General features: G+C 63.6%; 12 protein-coding genes and 2 tRNA genes. 13 read left to right on the forward strand and 1 reads right to left on the reverse strand.

The annotated features are described in order from the left end of the window. Positions 1 to 38 precede the first annotated feature (38 nt). The 10 genes from BT115_RS12790 (at position 39) to BT115_RS12830 (ending at position 13,966) form a co-directional block, all read left to right on the forward strand. Positions 39 to 647 (forward strand): YhgN family NAAT transporter, encoded by a 609-nt coding sequence (locus BT115_RS12790; RefSeq protein ID WP_304441869.1) that lies wholly within the window; start codon positions 39 to 41, stop codon positions 645 to 647. A 216-nt stretch (positions 648 to 863) separates the two neighbouring features. Then, a complete protein-coding gene (locus tag BT115_RS12795; protein WP_072322959.1) occupies positions 864 to 2,570 on the forward strand; it encodes a lysophospholipid acyltransferase family protein in 1,707 nt (568 codons plus the stop codon). 396 nt (positions 2,571 to 2,966) lie between these two features. After that, the gene (locus BT115_RS12800; RefSeq protein WP_072322960.1) at positions 2,967 to 5,417 is read left to right on the forward strand and encodes a TonB-dependent receptor; all 2,451 of its coding nucleotides are present in this window, start codon (positions 2,967 to 2,969) and stop codon (positions 5,415 to 5,417) included. A 723-nt stretch (positions 5,418 to 6,140) separates the two neighbouring features. After that, complete coding sequence (locus BT115_RS12805) at positions 6,141 to 9,494, forward strand: TonB-dependent receptor (RefSeq protein ID WP_072322961.1); 3,354 nt, start codon at positions 6,141 to 6,143, stop codon at positions 9,492 to 9,494. A gap of 189 nt (positions 9,495 to 9,683) precedes the next feature. After that, on the forward strand, positions 9,684 to 11,081 hold the full coding sequence (ppnN, locus tag BT115_RS12810; protein ID WP_072322962.1) for a nucleotide 5'-monophosphate nucleosidase PpnN: 1,398 nt from the start codon (positions 9,684 to 9,686) through the stop codon (positions 11,079 to 11,081). Between the two features lie 135 nt (positions 11,082 to 11,216). After that, complete coding sequence (locus BT115_RS12815; RefSeq protein ID WP_072322963.1) at positions 11,217 to 11,372, forward strand: DUF3309 family protein; 156 nt, start codon at positions 11,217 to 11,219, stop codon at positions 11,370 to 11,372. A 74-nt stretch (positions 11,373 to 11,446) separates the two neighbouring features. Beyond that, a complete protein-coding gene (locus tag BT115_RS18960) occupies positions 11,447 to 11,581 on the forward strand; it encodes a hypothetical protein (RefSeq protein ID WP_255369419.1) in 135 nt (44 codons plus the stop codon). Beyond that, positions 11,581 to 12,183 carry a DNA-3-methyladenine glycosylase gene (locus tag BT115_RS12820; RefSeq protein WP_072322964.1) on the forward strand — a complete coding sequence of 201 codons (603 nt, stop codon included), beginning with the start codon at positions 11,581 to 11,583 and terminating at the stop codon, positions 12,181 to 12,183. Before BT115_RS18960 ends, BT115_RS12820 begins: the two co-directional genes overlap by 1 nt. A gap of 83 nt (positions 12,184 to 12,266) precedes the next feature. After that, entirely contained in the window at positions 12,267 to 13,820 is a 1,554-nt protein-coding gene (locus BT115_RS12825) for a PAS domain-containing sensor histidine kinase (RefSeq protein WP_072322965.1), read from the forward strand. 69 nt (positions 13,821 to 13,889) lie between these two features. Next, a tRNA-Asn gene (locus BT115_RS12830) sits at positions 13,890 to 13,966 on the forward strand. A 64-nt stretch (positions 13,967 to 14,030) separates the two neighbouring features. On the opposite strand, the gene BT115_RS12835 is transcribed toward BT115_RS12830, so the two are convergent. Further along, the gene (locus BT115_RS12835; protein WP_072322966.1) at positions 14,031 to 14,552 is read right to left on the reverse strand and encodes a GspH/FimT family pseudopilin; all 522 of its coding nucleotides are present in this window, start codon (positions 14,550 to 14,552) and stop codon (positions 14,031 to 14,033) included. Positions 14,553 to 14,682: 130 nt separating this feature from the next. Between BT115_RS12835 and uvrB the strand changes: the two genes are divergently transcribed. The 3 genes from uvrB to BT115_RS12850 all read left to right on the forward strand — a co-directional run bounded on the left by uvrB (position 14,683) and on the right by BT115_RS12850 (position 17,439). Continuing rightward, the gene (uvrB, locus tag BT115_RS12840; protein WP_072322967.1) at positions 14,683 to 16,707 is read left to right on the forward strand and encodes an excinuclease ABC subunit UvrB; all 2,025 of its coding nucleotides are present in this window, start codon (positions 14,683 to 14,685) and stop codon (positions 16,705 to 16,707) included. A gap of 71 nt (positions 16,708 to 16,778) precedes the next feature. Further along, a tRNA-Val gene (locus tag BT115_RS12845) sits at positions 16,779 to 16,853 on the forward strand. Between the two features lie 166 nt (positions 16,854 to 17,019). Next, positions 17,020 to 17,439, forward strand: coding sequence for a CopD family protein (locus BT115_RS12850; protein WP_072322968.1), 420 nt, complete (start codon positions 17,020 to 17,022; stop codon positions 17,437 to 17,439). The last annotated feature ends 40 nt before the right edge of the window (positions 17,440 to 17,479 follow it).

Below are 17,479 nucleotides of genomic sequence, written 5' to 3' on the forward strand. Positions count from 1 at the left end.
TGATGCGGGCAAACCACGCTTAGAAGGAGCTCTTCTCCATGGAAACGCAGATGACGACGTTATCCGCGGGCATCCTGCTGTTCCTGATCATGGACCCGCTGGGCAACATTCCGTTGTTCCTCGCCCTGTTGAAGGACGTGCCGCCGCAGCGCCGCCGCAAGGTCATGATTCGCGAGCTGCTGATCGCGCTGGCGGTGCTGGTCGCGTTCCTGCTCGGCGGGCAGTACATCCTGAAGGTGCTGCAGCTGCGCCAGGAGTCGGTGAGCATTGCCGGCGGTATCGTCCTGTTCCTGATTGGCATTCGCATGGTCTTCCCTCCGGTGGAGGGCGGCGTCTTCGGCAAGCCCGGTGAGGGCGAGCCGTTCATCGTGCCGATGGCGATTCCCGGCGTTGCCGGCCCCTCGGCCATGGCGGCCCTGCTGCTGCTCACCAATTCGCAGCCCGGCCGCACGGCGGAGTGGGGTATCGCGCTGTTCCTTGCCTGGCTTGCCACGGCGATCATCCTGCTCAGCTCCACCTTCCTCTTCCGCTGGCTGGGCGAGAGCGTGCTCACGGCCATGGAGCGCCTGATGGGTATGCTGCTGATTGCCCTTTCGGTGCAGATGTTCCTGAGCGGCCTGTCCGCTTACCTGCATATCGCCACCTAGCGTATGCCTAGGCTTGTTGCCGCAAGAACATACGCGACGGTAGGGTTACTGTCATAATTGCCCGCGAGCATGGTCAGGGGATGGGAATGTCCTATTCCCCGGGCATGGGGCAAGCCCCCAAGGGGCAACGAGATGTTCGAAGGCGATATGAGAAAACACGACTCCGCACCGGCCCGGCAAGGTAGCCACCGTTCGACGTCAAAGGGAGCCTAAGTCATGTTGAGCATCGATCGCGCGCTGCTGGACCGGATGCCCTGGCTTGCGCAGCATCCACGTCTGCGCAAGCCACTCGTCGGCATGCTGGAAAGCCTGGCCCACGAGGACCGGTTCAATCGCACGCTCGCGTTTGCGGGCCCGGCGCAGGGCTTCGAGTTCTGCGAAAAGACGCTTGACTATCTCGGCGTGAGTTGTCGCGTCACCGAACGCGAACGCGAGAACATTCCGGTGGAGGGCCCGCTCATTGTCGTGGCCAATCATCCCTTGGGTATGGTCGATGCCATTGCGCTGATCCAGTTGATCGGCTCGGTACGGCGCGACGTCCGCATCCTCGGTAACGATGTGCTCGCGGCCGTCCCCCAGTTGGGCTCGCTGCTGTTGCCCGTGGATGTGTTCGGCAAAGGTGCCACCTCGAAGATGCGCGCGGTGTTCCGCGCCGTCGAGGCCGGCGAAGTGCTGATCATGTTCCCCGCGGGCGAAGTGTCGCGCGTGCGCCCGGGTGGCGTGCGTGACGGCAAGTGGTCCGACGGTTTCGCGCGCATCGCCATGCGTGCCGGTGTGCCGGTGCTTCCCGTGCATATCACCGCGCGCAATTCGGTCGCCTTCTATGGCCTTTCCATGCTCGCCAAGCCGCTCAGCACCGCCATGCTGCCGCGCGAAGCGACCTCGGGCCGGCAGCGCGTGGGCTTCCGCATCGGCAAGCTGGTCGATGCGGATGAGCTGAAACAGACCAGCGGCGGCTCGTCGGAGCAGGCCGCGAAGCTGATGCGTCGGCATGTCTATCGACTTGCACGCCAGCGCGGTCTCGTGTTCGGCGGCCAGACGCCGCTGGCTCATCCGGAGCCGGTGGAGCGCGTTGTCGCGGAGCTCGACAAGGCCGAATTGCTTGCCGAACTCGCCGATGGCAAGAAGATCCTGCTGATGCAGGGCTCGTCCGACAGCTATGCCATGCGCGAGATCGGGCGTCTGCGTGAACTCACCTTCCGCCGCGTGGGCGAGGGCACCGGCAAGCGCCGCGATCTCGACGCCTACGACGCGCTCTACGAACACCTCGTGCTGTGGGACGCGAAAGCATTGCGCATCGTCGGTGCGTATCGCTTCGGCCATGGCGGTCGCTTGATCGCCGAGCACGGCATGAGCGCCCTGTACACATCCAGCCTGTTCGATTATTCGCCTGCACTGGAATCGCGCCTCGCTCAGGGTCTCGAACTCGGTCGTAGCTTCATCGCGCCTGCGTACTGGCGCTCGCGTGCGCTCGATCAGCTCTGGCAGGGCATCGGGCTGTACCTCCAGCGTCACCGTGAGCTGCGTTATCTGTTCGGTCCCGTGAGCATGTCGGTGAGCATGCCGCGCGAAGCGCGTGAGTGGATCGCGGCGGCTCACCAGCACTTTTTCGGCGTACAGGGTCTCGCCGCCGCGCGGCAGCCTTTCGTGATTCCCGAGGCCACCATCGATTCGGTGCGCCGCGAACTCGAAGGTCTCGATCCGGCCACGGGACTGGGCAAGCTGAAGCATCGTCTCGACGCGCTCGGCGTCACGCTGCCGGTGCTCTATCGCCAGTACGTCGATCTCGTGGAACCGGAAGGCGTGCAGTTCCTTGCCTTCGGCGAAGATCCTGATTTCTCCGGCTGCGTGGATGGCCTGGTGATGCTCGATCTGGCCTCGCTCAAGCCGGCAAAGCGCTCTCGCTACCTCGGAAAAGTGTGACCTCTTTCGGGCCGGCCGGAATATCTTCCGGCCGGTGTCCCAGTGGGTTCCGACTTGCGTCAGAAAAATACCTATTTCCTGCTGATAAAAAAACGTCAGATAATCGCTAAACTGTCATTCGGCGGTGCTACGGTGCTGCCTCGTTAGGTCACAACATCCCTCGCGGCGTTGGCTTGAGGGGTTCATGGGTCACTCGGTGTTTTCGTCCCGGCAAAGCTGCTGGGCGATTTGCTGTGTCTGGAGAAAACGTTTTTTCTTGCGTAGCCGTAATAAATATCGATGCAGAGATAATCGTCAATTAATTACGAAAACCATTATTTCAAACGACGGATCGAATGATTTCACGTGGTCAGGAGAGGCCGCCATTAACTACATGCACTTCAGGAAACCTGTCGAATGAACCGCAATTCCCTTTCGGCCGCGATCGCCGTGACCCTTTTCGTGGCCGCAGGCGCCGTACTGGCCCAGGACGCCACCCCCCAGGCCAGCGGTACCCAGCCGCAGCGCTCCAACGTGGCGAACAGTTCGAACACGACGAACGACAACGCCACTCGCCGCGCCGCGCAGCAGATGAGCGAGGTGCAGGTGAAAGCCAACTCGCTGGCATTGGGCGGTGGCCTGATGTCCATCCAGGACGCACCGAAGGCGGTTTCGACGGTGTCCCGCGAGGCCATCGTCAAGGCGGCGCCGGGTGCCACCTTCGTGCAGGCGATCAATTCGATCCCGGGCGTGGTGTCGTCAACCGACGACTACACCGGCCTCAATGACGGCAACGCCAGTGTCCGCGGTTTCCCGCTCGACGAAATCGGCGTCACCGTCAACGGTGCGCCGATCAACGACAGCGGCAACTACAAGATCTACTCGTCCGAGTACGGCGACACCGAGAACATGGGCGACATCACCGTCCAGCAGGGCTATCCGGACAATGACTCACCGATCGCAGGCGCGGCGGGTGGTTCCATCGCCTGGGTGACCGTCGATCCGTCGCACAAGGCCGGCCTGGACTTCAGCCAGACCCTTGGCGACAACAGCTACCACCGCACGTTCATGCGCCTGAATACGGGCGACCTCGGCCCCGTGCGCTCGTGGCTGTCGTACTCGAATAACGAAACGAACCTCTGGCGCGGTCGCGGCAAGTCGAAGGTGACCAAGGTCGACGGCAAGTCGGTCTGGCAGATCGACGACAAGAACTCGATCTCGTTCTCGTTGCAGTACAACCGCGAGGTCAAGACCAACTACGAGTCGCTGACCAAGGCCCAGGCCGCCGCGGACTACAAGCAGAGCTACCTCGGCACGTATACCCGTGGCAGCACCAGCAGCAACTACTACGCGCTGCATCAGAACCCGTTCCGCAACTACCTCGCCAGCCTCGACGGTGAGTTCACCCTCACCGACAGCACGCGCCTGTCCGTGGTGCCGTACTTCCAGTATGGCTACGGCGGTGGCGGCAGCGGCAGCACGGTCACCGAGAATCCGCTGGCCAACGACAACTACTTCAAGTCGGTGAACGTCGACCTCGATGGCGACGGCAAGATCAGCGGCACGAAGCTGGTCAACTCGCTGAGCTATTCGTACACCTACCGTCCGGGCGTGATCGCCAAGCTCAATCAGGATCTGAGCGACAACAACAGCCTGGAATACGGCGTGTGGTACGAGCGGCCGCGCCAGCAGCAGGGTCAGGTACTCATCCCCGTGGACCCCGCTACCGGCGTGCCCGTCGACACCTGGGGCAAGGACGTGCTGATCCGTTACCCGGATGGCAAGGTGCAGAAGGTCTACGACCAGTACACCACCACCACGAACGAGAAGGCTTTCATTACCGACAACTGGACGCCGACCGACCAGTGGACGTTCTCCGGCAGCCTCGCCTACGTGTGGACCAAGCGTGACGGCTATATCGCCGAGTATCCGAATTCCATCGGCTCGATCAGCGCGGCAGGGAAGGTGACCACGACGAACGCACAGTTCGACGCGTCGCCGACGGCGACCTTCCACAAGTTCACGCCCACGGCGGGCGCGAAGTATCAGCTAAACGACGAGAACCAGTTCTACTTCGGTATCGGCAAGACGTTCCGTGCACCGATCAACGGCGCGCTGCTGAGCAATGCTCTTTACGGTTACGGCTCTTCGGCCGCTGCCGCGCTGCCGAACAAGCCGGAGACCTCGACCACCGCCGACCTGGGCTGGCGCTTCTACGGCGAGCGCATCTCGGCGAACGTCGATGCCTATGCGTCGAACCTCAACAACAAGCAGGTTTCGGGCTTCGACCAGACGACCGGGCTGACGGTCTATACGCAGTTGCCCAAGGTGCATATGCGCGGCCTCAACGCCGAGAGCAGCTTCAAGCTGGATGACCAGTGGACGGTATATGCAAACTATTCGTACACGCGTGCCCTGATGCAGGACGACCTCAACTCGCTGGGCGACGGCATCTACAACACCAAGGGCAAGACTCTGCTCAACGTGCCGAAGAACTCGGGTTACGTCGCGGTCGACTACAACAACGGGCCGTTCTGGGCTTCGCTGAGTGCCAAATACCAGGGCGCGATCTGGGGTGACTGGTCGAATACCGAGCGAGTGGGCGGATACGCAACGATCGACCTGGGCACCGGCTGGAATTTCGACGACTTCTCGCCGTGGTTCCGCAAGCCATACATCAAGGTCAACGTGTTCAACCTGGCCGACCGCAAGGCGCTTACCTATGCGAGCAACGTCTCCGCATTCCTGGCCAGCAATCCGGGCAAGACCAAGGATGCGAACGGAACGACGCTCTACGCCACGGCGCCGTACTACTCGATCCTGCAGGAGCGCACCTTCATGGTGACCTTCGGCGCCTCGTTCTTCTGACGAAAACGTAGCGCGCAGGACCCAAGGCCTGAGTCCGGCATGGCGCCGGACTCAGGCCTTTTTTGTTTGTGCTCGGCGGGAGCCGGCCGCGACAGATGCCCGTGCTACGGCGCCCGGTGGGATCCGGCCCATGGCGGTGAGCGTGCGCTACGACGCTCGGTGGGAGCCGGCCTGCCGGCGATGGGTGCTCGCGCCGCACCTGCCCGCTGGCGCGGGATCGCCGCCAAGCCGGTTCCCACACTAGCCCCAAGCGGGCCTCAGTCCCTGGCAGGCTCCGACCTTTGGCTCCCGCAGCTAAAAAAGGCTTCGCCACAAATGTCTGCGAGTGAGCCGCGAAACCTCGTGGCTTGGCGGGGGACCTTGCGACAGGCCTCAGCGTGAAGTCCTGCGATGGTGCGCCGGTGGCTTCTCCGTCTCCGGTAGCACTTCTTCTTGGTAAAAATAAATATCTTTAAATAACAATAAGATGAGCGGAAAACCAGTCCGCGTAGGAAAAAGTGGTATTTATCAATCCGGCGTGAAAACGTTACAAATCTGTCATACAATGCCGTTAAAGTTGGCTTAACAACTGTCGCCACCGGGTCCATGGATGTGACCGGGATCACACGAGACGACACAGCCAAGAAGATTGGGGAACGCTCGAACGGAATCCACTGCCCGGCATGGCCAGGCGCCCTCCGTTCGGCCGAAATTTTTCGTTGCAAGCCACAGGGTCGACCATTGATGAATAGCCGAGTCCGCGCCAAACTTTTGCCGTTTGCGATCGCATCGCTGCTCGCGGCACCTGCCTTCGCGCAGGAGACGTCCTCCACGATCAGCGGTCGCGTCGTTGACGCCAGCGGCCAGCCGGTCGCGAATGCCACCGTCGTCATCGTGCATGAGCCGTCGGGCACCACGAAGACCACCACCACCGACGTCAACGGCCGCTACTCGGCCCAGGGCCTGCGCGTGGGCGGTCCGTTCGACGTGACCGCCACCAAGGACGGCATGCCGTCGGTTCGCCAGGACAACGTCTACCTGCAGCTCGGTAGCGACACGGCCGTGAACCTCAGCGGCTCCGCCGCCAGCGCCGCCGACGCGACCGCGCTGGGCGCCGTCACCGTTTCTGCCGTATCGGGCCAGTTCACGTCGGAGAACAAGGGTCTCGGCACCAACATCTCGCAGGCACAGCTCAAGGCTGCGCCGTCGCCGAGCCGCAACATCGCCGATATCGCGCGCCTCGATCCGCGCGTGACCGTCGACCACGGCACCGGTGCCATCTCGGCCAACGGCCAGAACACCCGCCTCAACAGCATCAAGGTCGACGGCCTGGGCGTGGGCGACCCGTTCGGTCTGAACTCCACGGGCATGCCGACGGTCGGCTCGCCGGTGTCGATGGACACCATCGACTCGTTCAACATCTCCACCGCCAACTACGACGTCGCTTCCGACACCGTCGGCGCCGACATCAACGCGGTGACGAAGTCCGGTACCAACGAGTTCCACGGCTCGGTGTACTACGGTTTCAAGAACGCCAGCAGCATGGTCGGCAAGGCCGGCTGGCTCGACAACAACCGCGACTACACCGAGTTCGACCGTAACTGGACGGCCGGTGCGACCGTCGGCGGCCCGATCATCAAGGACAAGCTGTTCTTCTTCGCGGGCTACGAGAAGGAAGAAGTCACGGGTCTCAGCTCGGGTGCCGTCAACGGCCTCGATCCGACGCTCAGCCGCTCGACCATCAACAAGGTCTCGCCGGGCGACCTGCAGAGCATCATCAATGCGGCGAACGGTCTCGGCCTGCAGCCGGGTACGACGAGCGCCAACGCCGGTACGCTGACCGACAAGCGCTACATCGCCAAGCTCGACTGGAACATCACCGACGGTCACCGCATGAACCTTGCGTACTCGCGTACCAAGGAAGTGAAGCCCAATCCGCAGGGCAACGGTACCTCGTCGATCGGCCTGTCCAGCTACTGGTACACCGTCAACTCCGACATCAAGAACTACACCCTGCAGTCGTTCGACGACTGGAGCGACATCTTCTCGTCGGAAACCAAGATCGGCTACAGCGACTACCAGCTCAACCGTTCGGTGCCGTACCAGCAGCCGCAGATCACCGTGCGTCTGAACAACACCGGCTTCGGTACCAGCGCCACCGGTCCGACGATCAACCTCGGCGAAGACCAGTTCAGCCACTACAACTCCGCGTCGGTGAAGAGCCTGAACGCGATGTGGGCGGGCACGCTGTACCTCGACGACCACACCATCAAGGGTGGCTTCGAGTGGGAGCGCAACCGCATCTACAACCTGTTCGGTCGTACCGAGTTCGGCGCGTACACCTTCGGTAACAACGGCCTGACCAACTTCGGCCCGGGCCTCTACAGCAACTACTCGCTGTACCAGCCGGCGCCGGGCTACTCGCTCGACGACATCGCTGCGAAGTGGGAGCTGCGTCGTCACACGTTCTTCCTGCAGGATACCTGGCAGGCGACCGATCAGCTGTCGATCCAGTACGGCTTCCGCGTCAACAAGTACCTGACCGACGACAAGCCGCTGTACAACGCTGACTTCCAGCGTACCTTCGGCTTCAGCAACGCCAACACGATCAACGGCAGCAAGCTCGTCGAGCCGCGCCTGTCGTTCAACTACAGCTTCGATAGCGAGTACAAGACGCAGCTGCGTGGTGGCGTTGGCCTGTTCCAGTCCGATCCGCCGACCGTGTGGATGACGAACCCGTACCAGAACAACGGTATCAACATCGTCACCTACTCGTACGATCGCCAGGCGAACGGCCTTTGCCGGCTCGGCTCGCAGACGGTTACGTGCCCGCAGTTCAGCGCGGACCCGTTCAACCAGCCGACCAGCGGTCCGGGTACGGTGCCTCAGCAGGCGGTCGACACGGTCGACAAGAACTTCAAGCTGCCGAGCGTGTGGAAGTCGTCGATCGCGTTCGATCGTGAGCTGCCGTGGCAGGGCATCATCGCCAGCATCGAGTGGCAGCACCTCGACGTGCAGGACGGCATCCTGTACCAGAACCTCAACCTCGGCGCCCCGACGGGCATCATGCCGGACGGTCGTTATACCTATGCCGGTTGCATCGGCGGTTCGACGGCACTCGGCGGCGCGACCGGCGCCAGCTGCGGCACCAACCTGGCGGGCGGCAACACCGGCGGAGCGAATGCCCGCTACCGTTCGAACGGCCGCTTCGCCCAGGGCGTGACCTACCTGACCAACACCCACAAGGGTGGTGCCGACACCGTGACGCTGTCGTTCTCGAAGCCGATGGCCGACGGTTGGTCCTGGAGCGTTGCCGCGACCGGCGGTCACTCGACCGAAGTGAACCCGGGCACCTCCAGCCAGGCGACCTCGAACTACTCGAACAGCGCCTGGTACAACCCGAACGAAGACGTCGCATCGACGGCGAACACCAACATCTCCAAGCGCCTCAACGCGTCGCTCACCTGGCAGCACAACTTCTTCGGTGACTACGCCACGAGCGTCAGCGTGTTCTACGACGGCCACACCGGCGTGCCGTACAGCTGGATCTTCGGCAACGACTCGAACGGCGACAGCTACTCCAAGGACCTGGCGTACATTCCGAAGCGCGGCGACGGTACGATCTTCCGCAATTCGGGTGGCACGGCCGCGGCCTCGCAGCAGTTGGTCGACCAGTTCTACAACTACATCCAGAACGACAACTACCTGCGCAAGGAGCAGGGCAAGGTTGCCAAGCGCAACGGCGCCACGTCGGCCTGGGTCAACCAGATCGACCTGAGCCTGAGCCAGGAAGTGCCCGGTATCTTCAAGGGCAACAAGGGCGAGATCCGTCTCGATATCTACAACTTCCTGAACCTGGTGAACAAGAACCTGGGCCAGCAGTCGTACATCGGCTTCCCGTACACCCGCACCCTCGCCAACTTCGGTGGCGTGGACCCGGCCACGGGCAAGTACATCTACAACCTGCCGACCGACGCCAATGGCAACTACCAGCCGGGCCTGAAGGGCATCTACGACGCCCCGACCGACAACAGCGCGACCAAGGTCAACCCGGTCTCCCGCTGGTCGGCCATGCTGACGCTGCGCTACACGTTCTAAGCGAAGGATTCGCTTGCTACACGACCGGCACCCGCGAGGGTGCCGGTTTTTTTGTGCGCCGACTGGGGCGCCCATGTCGCCGAGCCGCGGCTCTTGACCCCCGCCGACCTGTCGCGTGATGCTAGGCGGTCCGCTCCCGGGTGGGGGCGGGGTTCGCCGCTAATTCGCGGTCAGAAGGACAGTAACTCCATGAATGCCATCCACTTCGGGGAGCCGGTCAACGGCAAGACCGTCAGCGCTCGCGTATCGCCGGCCGGCGGCCTCGACATCCTTTCCCGCAACGAAGTCGCGCGTCTGCGCGACGCGAGCGGGTCCGGGCTGCACCAGTTGTTGCGCCGTTGCGCGCTCGCAGTGCTCACCTCGGGCAATCTTTCCGACGATCCGGGCTCGATCTTCGAGCAGTATCCGGACTTCGACATCCAGGTGCTGCAGGAAGACCGCGGCATCAAGATCGAGCTGAAGAACGCGCCCGAGCAGGCGTTCGTCGACGGCCGCATCATTCGCGGCATCAATGAACTGCTGGTCGCCGTGGTGCGCGACATCGTGTACGTGTCCACGCAGTTGGAAACCGGCGCGTTCGATCTCGACGATACCGTCGGCATCACGCATGCCGTGTTCGAGATCCTGCGCAATTCGCGCATTCTGCGCCCGCAGGTCGATCCCAACCTCGTGGTCTGCTGGGGTGGCCACTCCATCTCGCGCGACGAGTACGAATACACCAAGCGCGTGGGCTACCAGCTCGGTCTGCGCAGCCTGGACATCTGCACGGGCTGCGGTCCGGGTGCGATGAAGGGCCCGATGAAGGGCGCGACCATCGCGCACGCGAAGCAGCGCCGCAAGGGCAACCGCTACATCGGTGTGACCGAGCCGGGGATCATCGCGGCGGAATCGCCTAACCCGATCGTCAACAACCTCGTGATCATGCCGGACATCGAGAAGCGTCTCGAGGCGTTCGTTCGCCTCGGCCACGGCATCATCGTGTTCCCGGGCGGTGTGGGCACGGCGGAAGAAATCCTCTACATGCTCGGCATCCTGCTGCTGCCGCAGAACAAGGGCATTCCGTTCCCGCTGATCTTCACCGGTCCGCAGAACTCGGCGTCGTACTTCGAGCAGATCGATCGCTTCCTTCGCCTCGCGCTCGGCGACGAAGTGGCGAGCCACTATAAGATCATCATCGACGATCCCGCGGCCGTGGCGCACGCGATGGTGGCCGGCATCGACAAGGTGCGCAATCACCGTCTGGACAACAAGGACGCGTTCTTCTTCAACTGGGCCCTGGACATCCCGCTGCCGTTCCAGCAGCCGTTCCGTCCGACCCACGAAGCGATGGCTGGCCTCGCATTGCATCGCGGCCGTCCGCGCCACGAGCTTGCGGCCGATCTGCGTCGCGCGTTCTCCGGCATCGTCGCCGGCAACGTGAAGGAAGAGGGCGTCAAGGCGATCGCCGAACACGGCCCGTTCGTGATCGACGGCGAGACCGAGATCATGCTGGCGCTCGACGACCTGCTGAAGGCTTTCGTGGAGCAGCACCGCATGAAGCTCCCCGGCGGCACCGCTTACGAGCCGTGCTACGTGGTGCGTACGTAAGTCGAGCAGGACGGGACGGGCGATGCATCGCCCGTCCCGATGCTGAATGTGATGCGAGAGCACGTATCTCGCGTCACAAGGCCTAGACGGCCCCGCGGGCGAGGATGCGGCCACCAGCCACTGGCGGAGAGCCTCATGCTTATCACCATCCTTCTCATCGTCCTGATCATTGCCCTCATTGGCGGCCTGCCGACCTGGGGCTATTCCAGCTCCTGGGGTTACGGTCCCAGCGGCGGTATCGGTGTCATTCTCGCGATCGTCCTGATCTGCTGGCTGCTTGGCGTATTCTGAGCGTCCCGCCCCGGGGTGGCACCCACGTGGTGCGACCCTGGGACCGATGACGCGTAAGCGTCTCTGGAGCCGCCATGCCTCGCCCCCACCGCCCCGTGCCCGACACCGACAAAAGCCTTCCCGGCACGTCGCCGCCGCCCTTCGACCATGAACCGATCGAACGCCCCGGGCCGGATCCGGATACCGACGGCGAGCCCCTGGAGCCTTGATGGCGGGGCGTTCTCGCTGGCCCGGCAGCATCCTGCCCCGTGCGTTCTTCCAGCGCGATCCGCGCGTGGTCGGTCCCGAGTTGCTCAACAAGGTGCTCGCCTGTGCTGACGGGCGTGCGGGGCGCATCGTGGAAGTGGAAGCCTATTGCGGCGCCTTCGACCCCGCCGCGCACACCTATCGCGGCAAGACCAAGCGCAATGCCGTCATGTTCGGTCCGCCCGGGCATATGTATGTCTACTTCACCTACGGGATGCACTGGTGCTGCAACACGGTCTGCGGCGAGGACGGCGAGGGCTCCGGCGTGCTCATTCGCGCGCTGGAACCGCTGGCCGGTATCGAGCGGATGCGCGAAGCGCGGCCCAAGGTGCGCCGCGATCGCGAGCTGTGCAGCGGACCCGCCCGCCTAACCCAGGCCATGGGCATCACGGGTGCGCAGAACGGGATCGATCTCGTGCGTGCTCGGGATGGGTACACTGTCGTCGATGACGGAACCCCCGCTCCGGAGAACGTGCCGGGTTCGGCACGCATCGGTATCCGCGAAGGCACCGATCTCCTCTGGCGCTGGTTCGTTGCCGGCAACCCGAACGTCTCGCGACCCTGAATTCCGCGACGAGCTGAGTGAAGACGTCTTCACGTCTCCATGAGGGGTGCGCCGTTAGGTTGCCACCGCGGCCGAGGACATTCATGAAAAGTGACGACATCGACGAGCTAAGACGCAGCCGTGAGCAGTTCCGACTGCTGGTCCAGGGCGTCGCGGACTACGCGATCTACATGCTCGATCCCGAAGGGAACGTTTCCAGCTGGAACTCCGGCGCGGAGCGCATCAAGGGCTATCGGCCGGACGAGATCGTCGGGCTGCATTACTCGAGGTTCTTCGCCCCCGAGGACGTGGAGCGCCGCGAACCGTGGTCGAACCTGGCAGCAGCCAGGGCGTCCGGGCGGCTGGAAACGGAAGGCTGGCGGGTGCGCAAGGACGGCAGCCGTTTCTGGGCTCACGTGGTCCTCGATCGCATCGACGACGACGATGGGCAATTCGTCGGATTCGCCAAGGTGACGCGCGACGTCACCGAGCAGAGGAACACCGCCCTTGCCCTGGAGCAGGCGCGCAATGCGCTGTTCCAATCACAGAAGCTCGAGGCGGTCGGCCAGCTTACGGGCGGCGTGGCACACGATTTCAACAACTTGTTGATGGCGATCCACGGCAATCTGGACCTGCTCACGCAGCGTGACGACCTGCCCGATCGCGCGCGCCCGCTGGTGGCGAATGCGTTGAGCGGCGTGCGTCGTGGCGTGGCACTGGTGCAGCGGATGCTGGCCTTCGCGCGACGCCAGCAGCTTCATCTCGCCCCCGTGCTGCTGCCCGACCTCGTGCACGGCATGGCTGATCTCGTGCGTACGTCGCTGGGGCCGTCGGTGCTGGTGGAGGCGAGCTTTCCGTTGTCCTTGCCGCCGGTCATGGCGGACGCCAACCAGTTGGAGCTGTGCCTGCTGAACCTCGCAGTGAACGCGCGCGATGCGATGCCGGATGGGGGAACCCTGACCATCTCGGCCCGTGCGGAAAGCGTCCAGGATGGGCGTGCGCTCGGGATCGGCCCGGGACATTACGTCCGCCTGTCGCTGGCCGATACCGGCGAAGGCATGGATGAGGCCACGTTGAGCCGGGCCACCGAGCCGTTCTTCACCACCAAGGGGGTGGGCAAGGGGACGGGTCTGGGCCTGTCGATGGTGCACGGCATCGTGCAGCAGTGTGGCGGCGCTCTACGTCTGAGCAGCACGCGCCCGGGCGGCACGACCGTGGACATCTGGCTGCCGGTTGCCGGCGCCCTCGGTCTCGGAGCTGACGCTCCCCTGGCCATCGCGCCACCGACGCATTACGCCGCGTCCATGGATGGGCAGGCGACATCGATCCTTGTGGTCGACGACGACCCCCTGGTGCTCTCGACCACGGTCGAGATGCTTTGCTTTGCCGGCTACGAAGCCATAGGTGCGTCGTCCGGTGCGCAGGCGCTCAAAATGCTCGATGCATCACCCTCGGTGTCCGTAGTGCTTACCGACCACGCCATGCCCGGCATGACGGGCGTGGAATTGGCCTCACGGCTGGCGAAGACGCGTCCCGACCTGCATGTCGTCCTGGCCAGTGGCTACGCCGAATTGCCCGACCACACGCCCGGCATCCACGCGCGGCTGCAGAAACCGTACGGGCGCGAGGAACTGCTCGCCGCATTGCGCTTCGCATGAAATGCACCCGTGCCAGCGCTGCCAATGCTTGACAGCCCTACGGTACTTGCACAAAATACGTGGCTCCCCGCCCGAATAGCTCAGCCGGTTAGAGCACTTGACTGTTAATCAGGGGGTCGTTGGTTCGAGTCCAACTTCGGGCGCCAGATTGAGAAAGCCGTGCAGCCATGCACGGCTTTTTTCGTTTTAGAGCTGGCCCACAGCAGGTCGTCAGCGGCGCGTACCCGCCAGCGCGCAGGCGGTGGCGTCGTCGTCCTTGGCGTGTTCTCGCCGAGCAACGCCTGATTTGGGCACCACGATCGAGACCGCCGTGGCGGCTCGGCCGCGAACGCAAAGCGTGATCCTCTGGTTGTCGGCCGTCGTGCCGTCCTCGTCGAAGCGCACGGCAAGGCGGTGGCCGCGGTGGGCCGACAGGGCGGCATCGAGGGCATCTACGCGGTCGAACACCGTGTGTCGTTCCTCGTCGTAGGCGATCCAGCCGCGGGTCCAGTCCACCCAGTCCTCGCACGTACGGCCGTTGGCGCTCGCGCAGGTGCGCGTGGCATGGTTGCGCCTGACCGCAGCCGTGCGTGCGCGCTCCAGCGTGTCCAGCAGTGCCTCGGCGGAGGCCCCCAGGCGATGGCGCGCCATCGCTTCGGCCAGGCGGGGCAGGGCAATGGCCCCGATAAGGGCGACGATGAGCAGCACCGTCACCAGTTCGATCAACGTGAAACCACGGGAGCGCGGCGGCATGATTCATTCCGTAGTGGCCGGGGCCACGGGATGATCGCGGCCGGGCCCGACGCCGCCCATCGGGGAGTTACATCACGGCGTGTAGGCGTTCGCCGTTTAAACTCGACCTTCGAACCTGCATATAGCCGTCATGACCGATCGCTTCCAGCTCGTCTCCCCGTATAAGCCCTCCGGCGACCAGCCGGAGGCCATTCGCCGTCTCACCGAAGGTTTCGAAGCGGGCCTTGCCGCCCAGACCCTGCTCGGCGTCACGGGTTCGGGCAAAACCTTCACGATCGCCAACGTGGTCGAAAAGGTGCAGAAGCCCACCATCGTGCTGGCGCCCAACAAGACGCTGGCGGCGCAGTTGTACGGTGAGTTCAAGGAGTTCTTCCCGCACAACGCGGTGGAGTACTTCGTCAGCTATTACGACTACTACCAGCCGGAAGCCTACGTCGTGGCCTCGGACACCTTCATCGAGAAGGATTCGAGCATCAACGACCACATCGAGCAGATGCGCCTGGCAGCGACGAAGGCGCTGCTGTCCCGGCGCGATTCGCTGATCGTGGCAACGGTCTCGGCCATCTACGGTCTCGGCGATCCCGAAGACTACATGAGCCTGCGCCTCATTCTTTCGCGTGGCGAGCACATCGAGCAGCGGGCACTGATCCGTCAGCTCACCGAGTTGCAGTACGTGCGCAACGAAATGGAACTTCGTCGCGGTACCTATCGCGTGCGCGGCGAAGTGGTGGACGTGTTCCCGGCGGAATCGGAATCCGAAGCGCTGCGCATCGAGCTGTTCGACGGCGATGTGGAGAACCTGTCGCTGTTCGACCCGCTGACGGGTGAGGTGCTGCGCAAGGTGCCGCGCTACACGGTGTACCCGAAGACCCATTACGCCAGCACGCGGCAGAGCGTGCTGAACGCGATGGAGACGATCAAGATCGAATTGTCCGAGCGCCTCGAACAGCTCTATCGCGACAACAAGCTCGTGGAAGCCCAGCGGCTCGAGCAGCGCACGCGCTTCGATCTGGAAATGATGGCCGAGGTGGGCTTCTGCCAGGGCATCGAAAACTATTCGCGACACATGACCCGCCGCGGTCCCGGCGAGCCGCCGCCCACCTTGTTCGACTATCTGCCGCCGGATGCGTTGATGGTGGTGGACGAATCGCACGTGACCGTGCCGCAGCTCGGTGCCATGTACAAGGGCGATCGTTCGCGCAAGGAGACCCTCGTGGAGTTCGGTTTCCGCTTGCCGTCCGCGATGGATAACCGCCCACTGCGTTTCGAGGAATGGGAGCGTCGCGCACCGCGTGCGATCTACGTATCCGCCACGCCTGCGAAGTACGAACTGGAGCGCTCCGACAGCAACGTCGTGGAGTTGGTGGTGCGCCCGACCGGGTTGATCGATCCGGAAGTGGAGGTGCGTCCCGTGCGCACGCAGGTCGACGACCTGCTCGGCGAGATCCACAAGCGCGTCGCCATGGGCGATCGTGTGCTGGTCACCACGCTGACCAAGCGCATGGCCGAGAACCTTACGGATTACCTGTCCGAGCACGATGTGAAGGTGCGCTACCTGCACGCGGACATCGACACCGTGGAGCGCACCGAGATCATCCGAGACCTGCGTCTCGGCGAATTCGATGTGCTGGTGGGCATCAACCTGCTGCGCGAAGGCCTGGACATGCCCGAGGTCTCGCTGGTGGCGGTGCTCGATGCCGACAAGGAAGGCTTTCTCCGTTCGACCCGCAGCCTGATCCAGACGATCGGTCGAGCCGCCCGTAACGTGCGCGGCAAGGCGATCCTCTACGCCGACGAGATCACCGGCTCGATGAAGGAAGCCATGGAGGAGACGGCCCGCCGTCGCGAAAAGCAGGTGGAATACAACACGGCCCACGGGATCACGCCGAAAACCGTGGTTCGCCGCATTGCGGACATCATGGAAGGCGCACGCGCGGACGTCGGTTCGCGCGGTGGCAAGGGCAAGAAGGGAAGGGACGCGAAGAAGGTAGCCGAGGAAGCGCCGGACTACGGTTCGCTTACCCCGGAGCAGGTCGGCTCCACCATCAAGAAACTCGAGGCGCGCATGTACAAACACGCGCAGAACCTCGAGTTCGAAGAGGCCGGAAAGCTGCGTGACGAGATTCACCGTCTGCGCGAGCGGGCCCTGCGCTGACGCCAGGGCGCCGGATTTCCGCCCGACCTCTTGCAGGGGCGGGCGGCGGTCGGTAAACTGCGCAGCTCTTCGGGCGGTTAGCTCAGCGGTAGAGCACTACCTTGACATGGTAGGGGTCACAAGTTCGATCCTTGTACCGCCCACCACTTTCCCACAAGCGAAAAGTGGCTTGAAGACAAAGACTAAGGAGCCCGCAAGGCTCCTTTTTCGTTGCTCGGAGCCCGAGCACGAGGTCCGTCGCCGACATGTCCCCCGGCACTTAAGCCCCATGGCCGCTGGGCTACACTGACGTCTTTTGGTGGAGCGTCGCCAGTGGCCTACCTGCTGACCAAGTCCCTGCACATCGTCTTCGTCATCGCCTGGATGGCCACGGTGTTCTACCTGCCGCGGATTCTCGTCAACATCGCGGAGGCTGGCGCGGAGCCCGCCGTGAAGGCGCGTCTCGAGCTGATGGGGCGCCGGCTCTACAAGTTCGGCCACAGCATGTTCGGCCTGGCCTTTCTGTTCGGCCTCATCCTCTGGCTCTACTTCCACATCAGTGGCGGCTGGCTGCATGCCAAGATCGCGCTGGTCCTCGTGATGCTCGGCTATTTCATCTGGTCCGGGCGGTTGTTGAAACGCAGCATGGCCGGTGGCAGCCTCCCGCCGTCGCGCACACTGAGGTTGTTCAACGAATTGCCGGTGCTGGTGCTGCTCGCCATCGTCTATCTCGTCGTCGCCAAGCCGTTCTGAGGTCTCGCCCGGCGAGACGGGGATCGGCGATGATGCGACC

It is taken from the genome of Luteibacter sp. UNCMF366Tsu5.1, assembly GCF_900119235.1.
Classification (GTDB): domain Bacteria; phylum Pseudomonadota; class Gammaproteobacteria; order Xanthomonadales; family Rhodanobacteraceae; genus Luteibacter; species Luteibacter flocculans.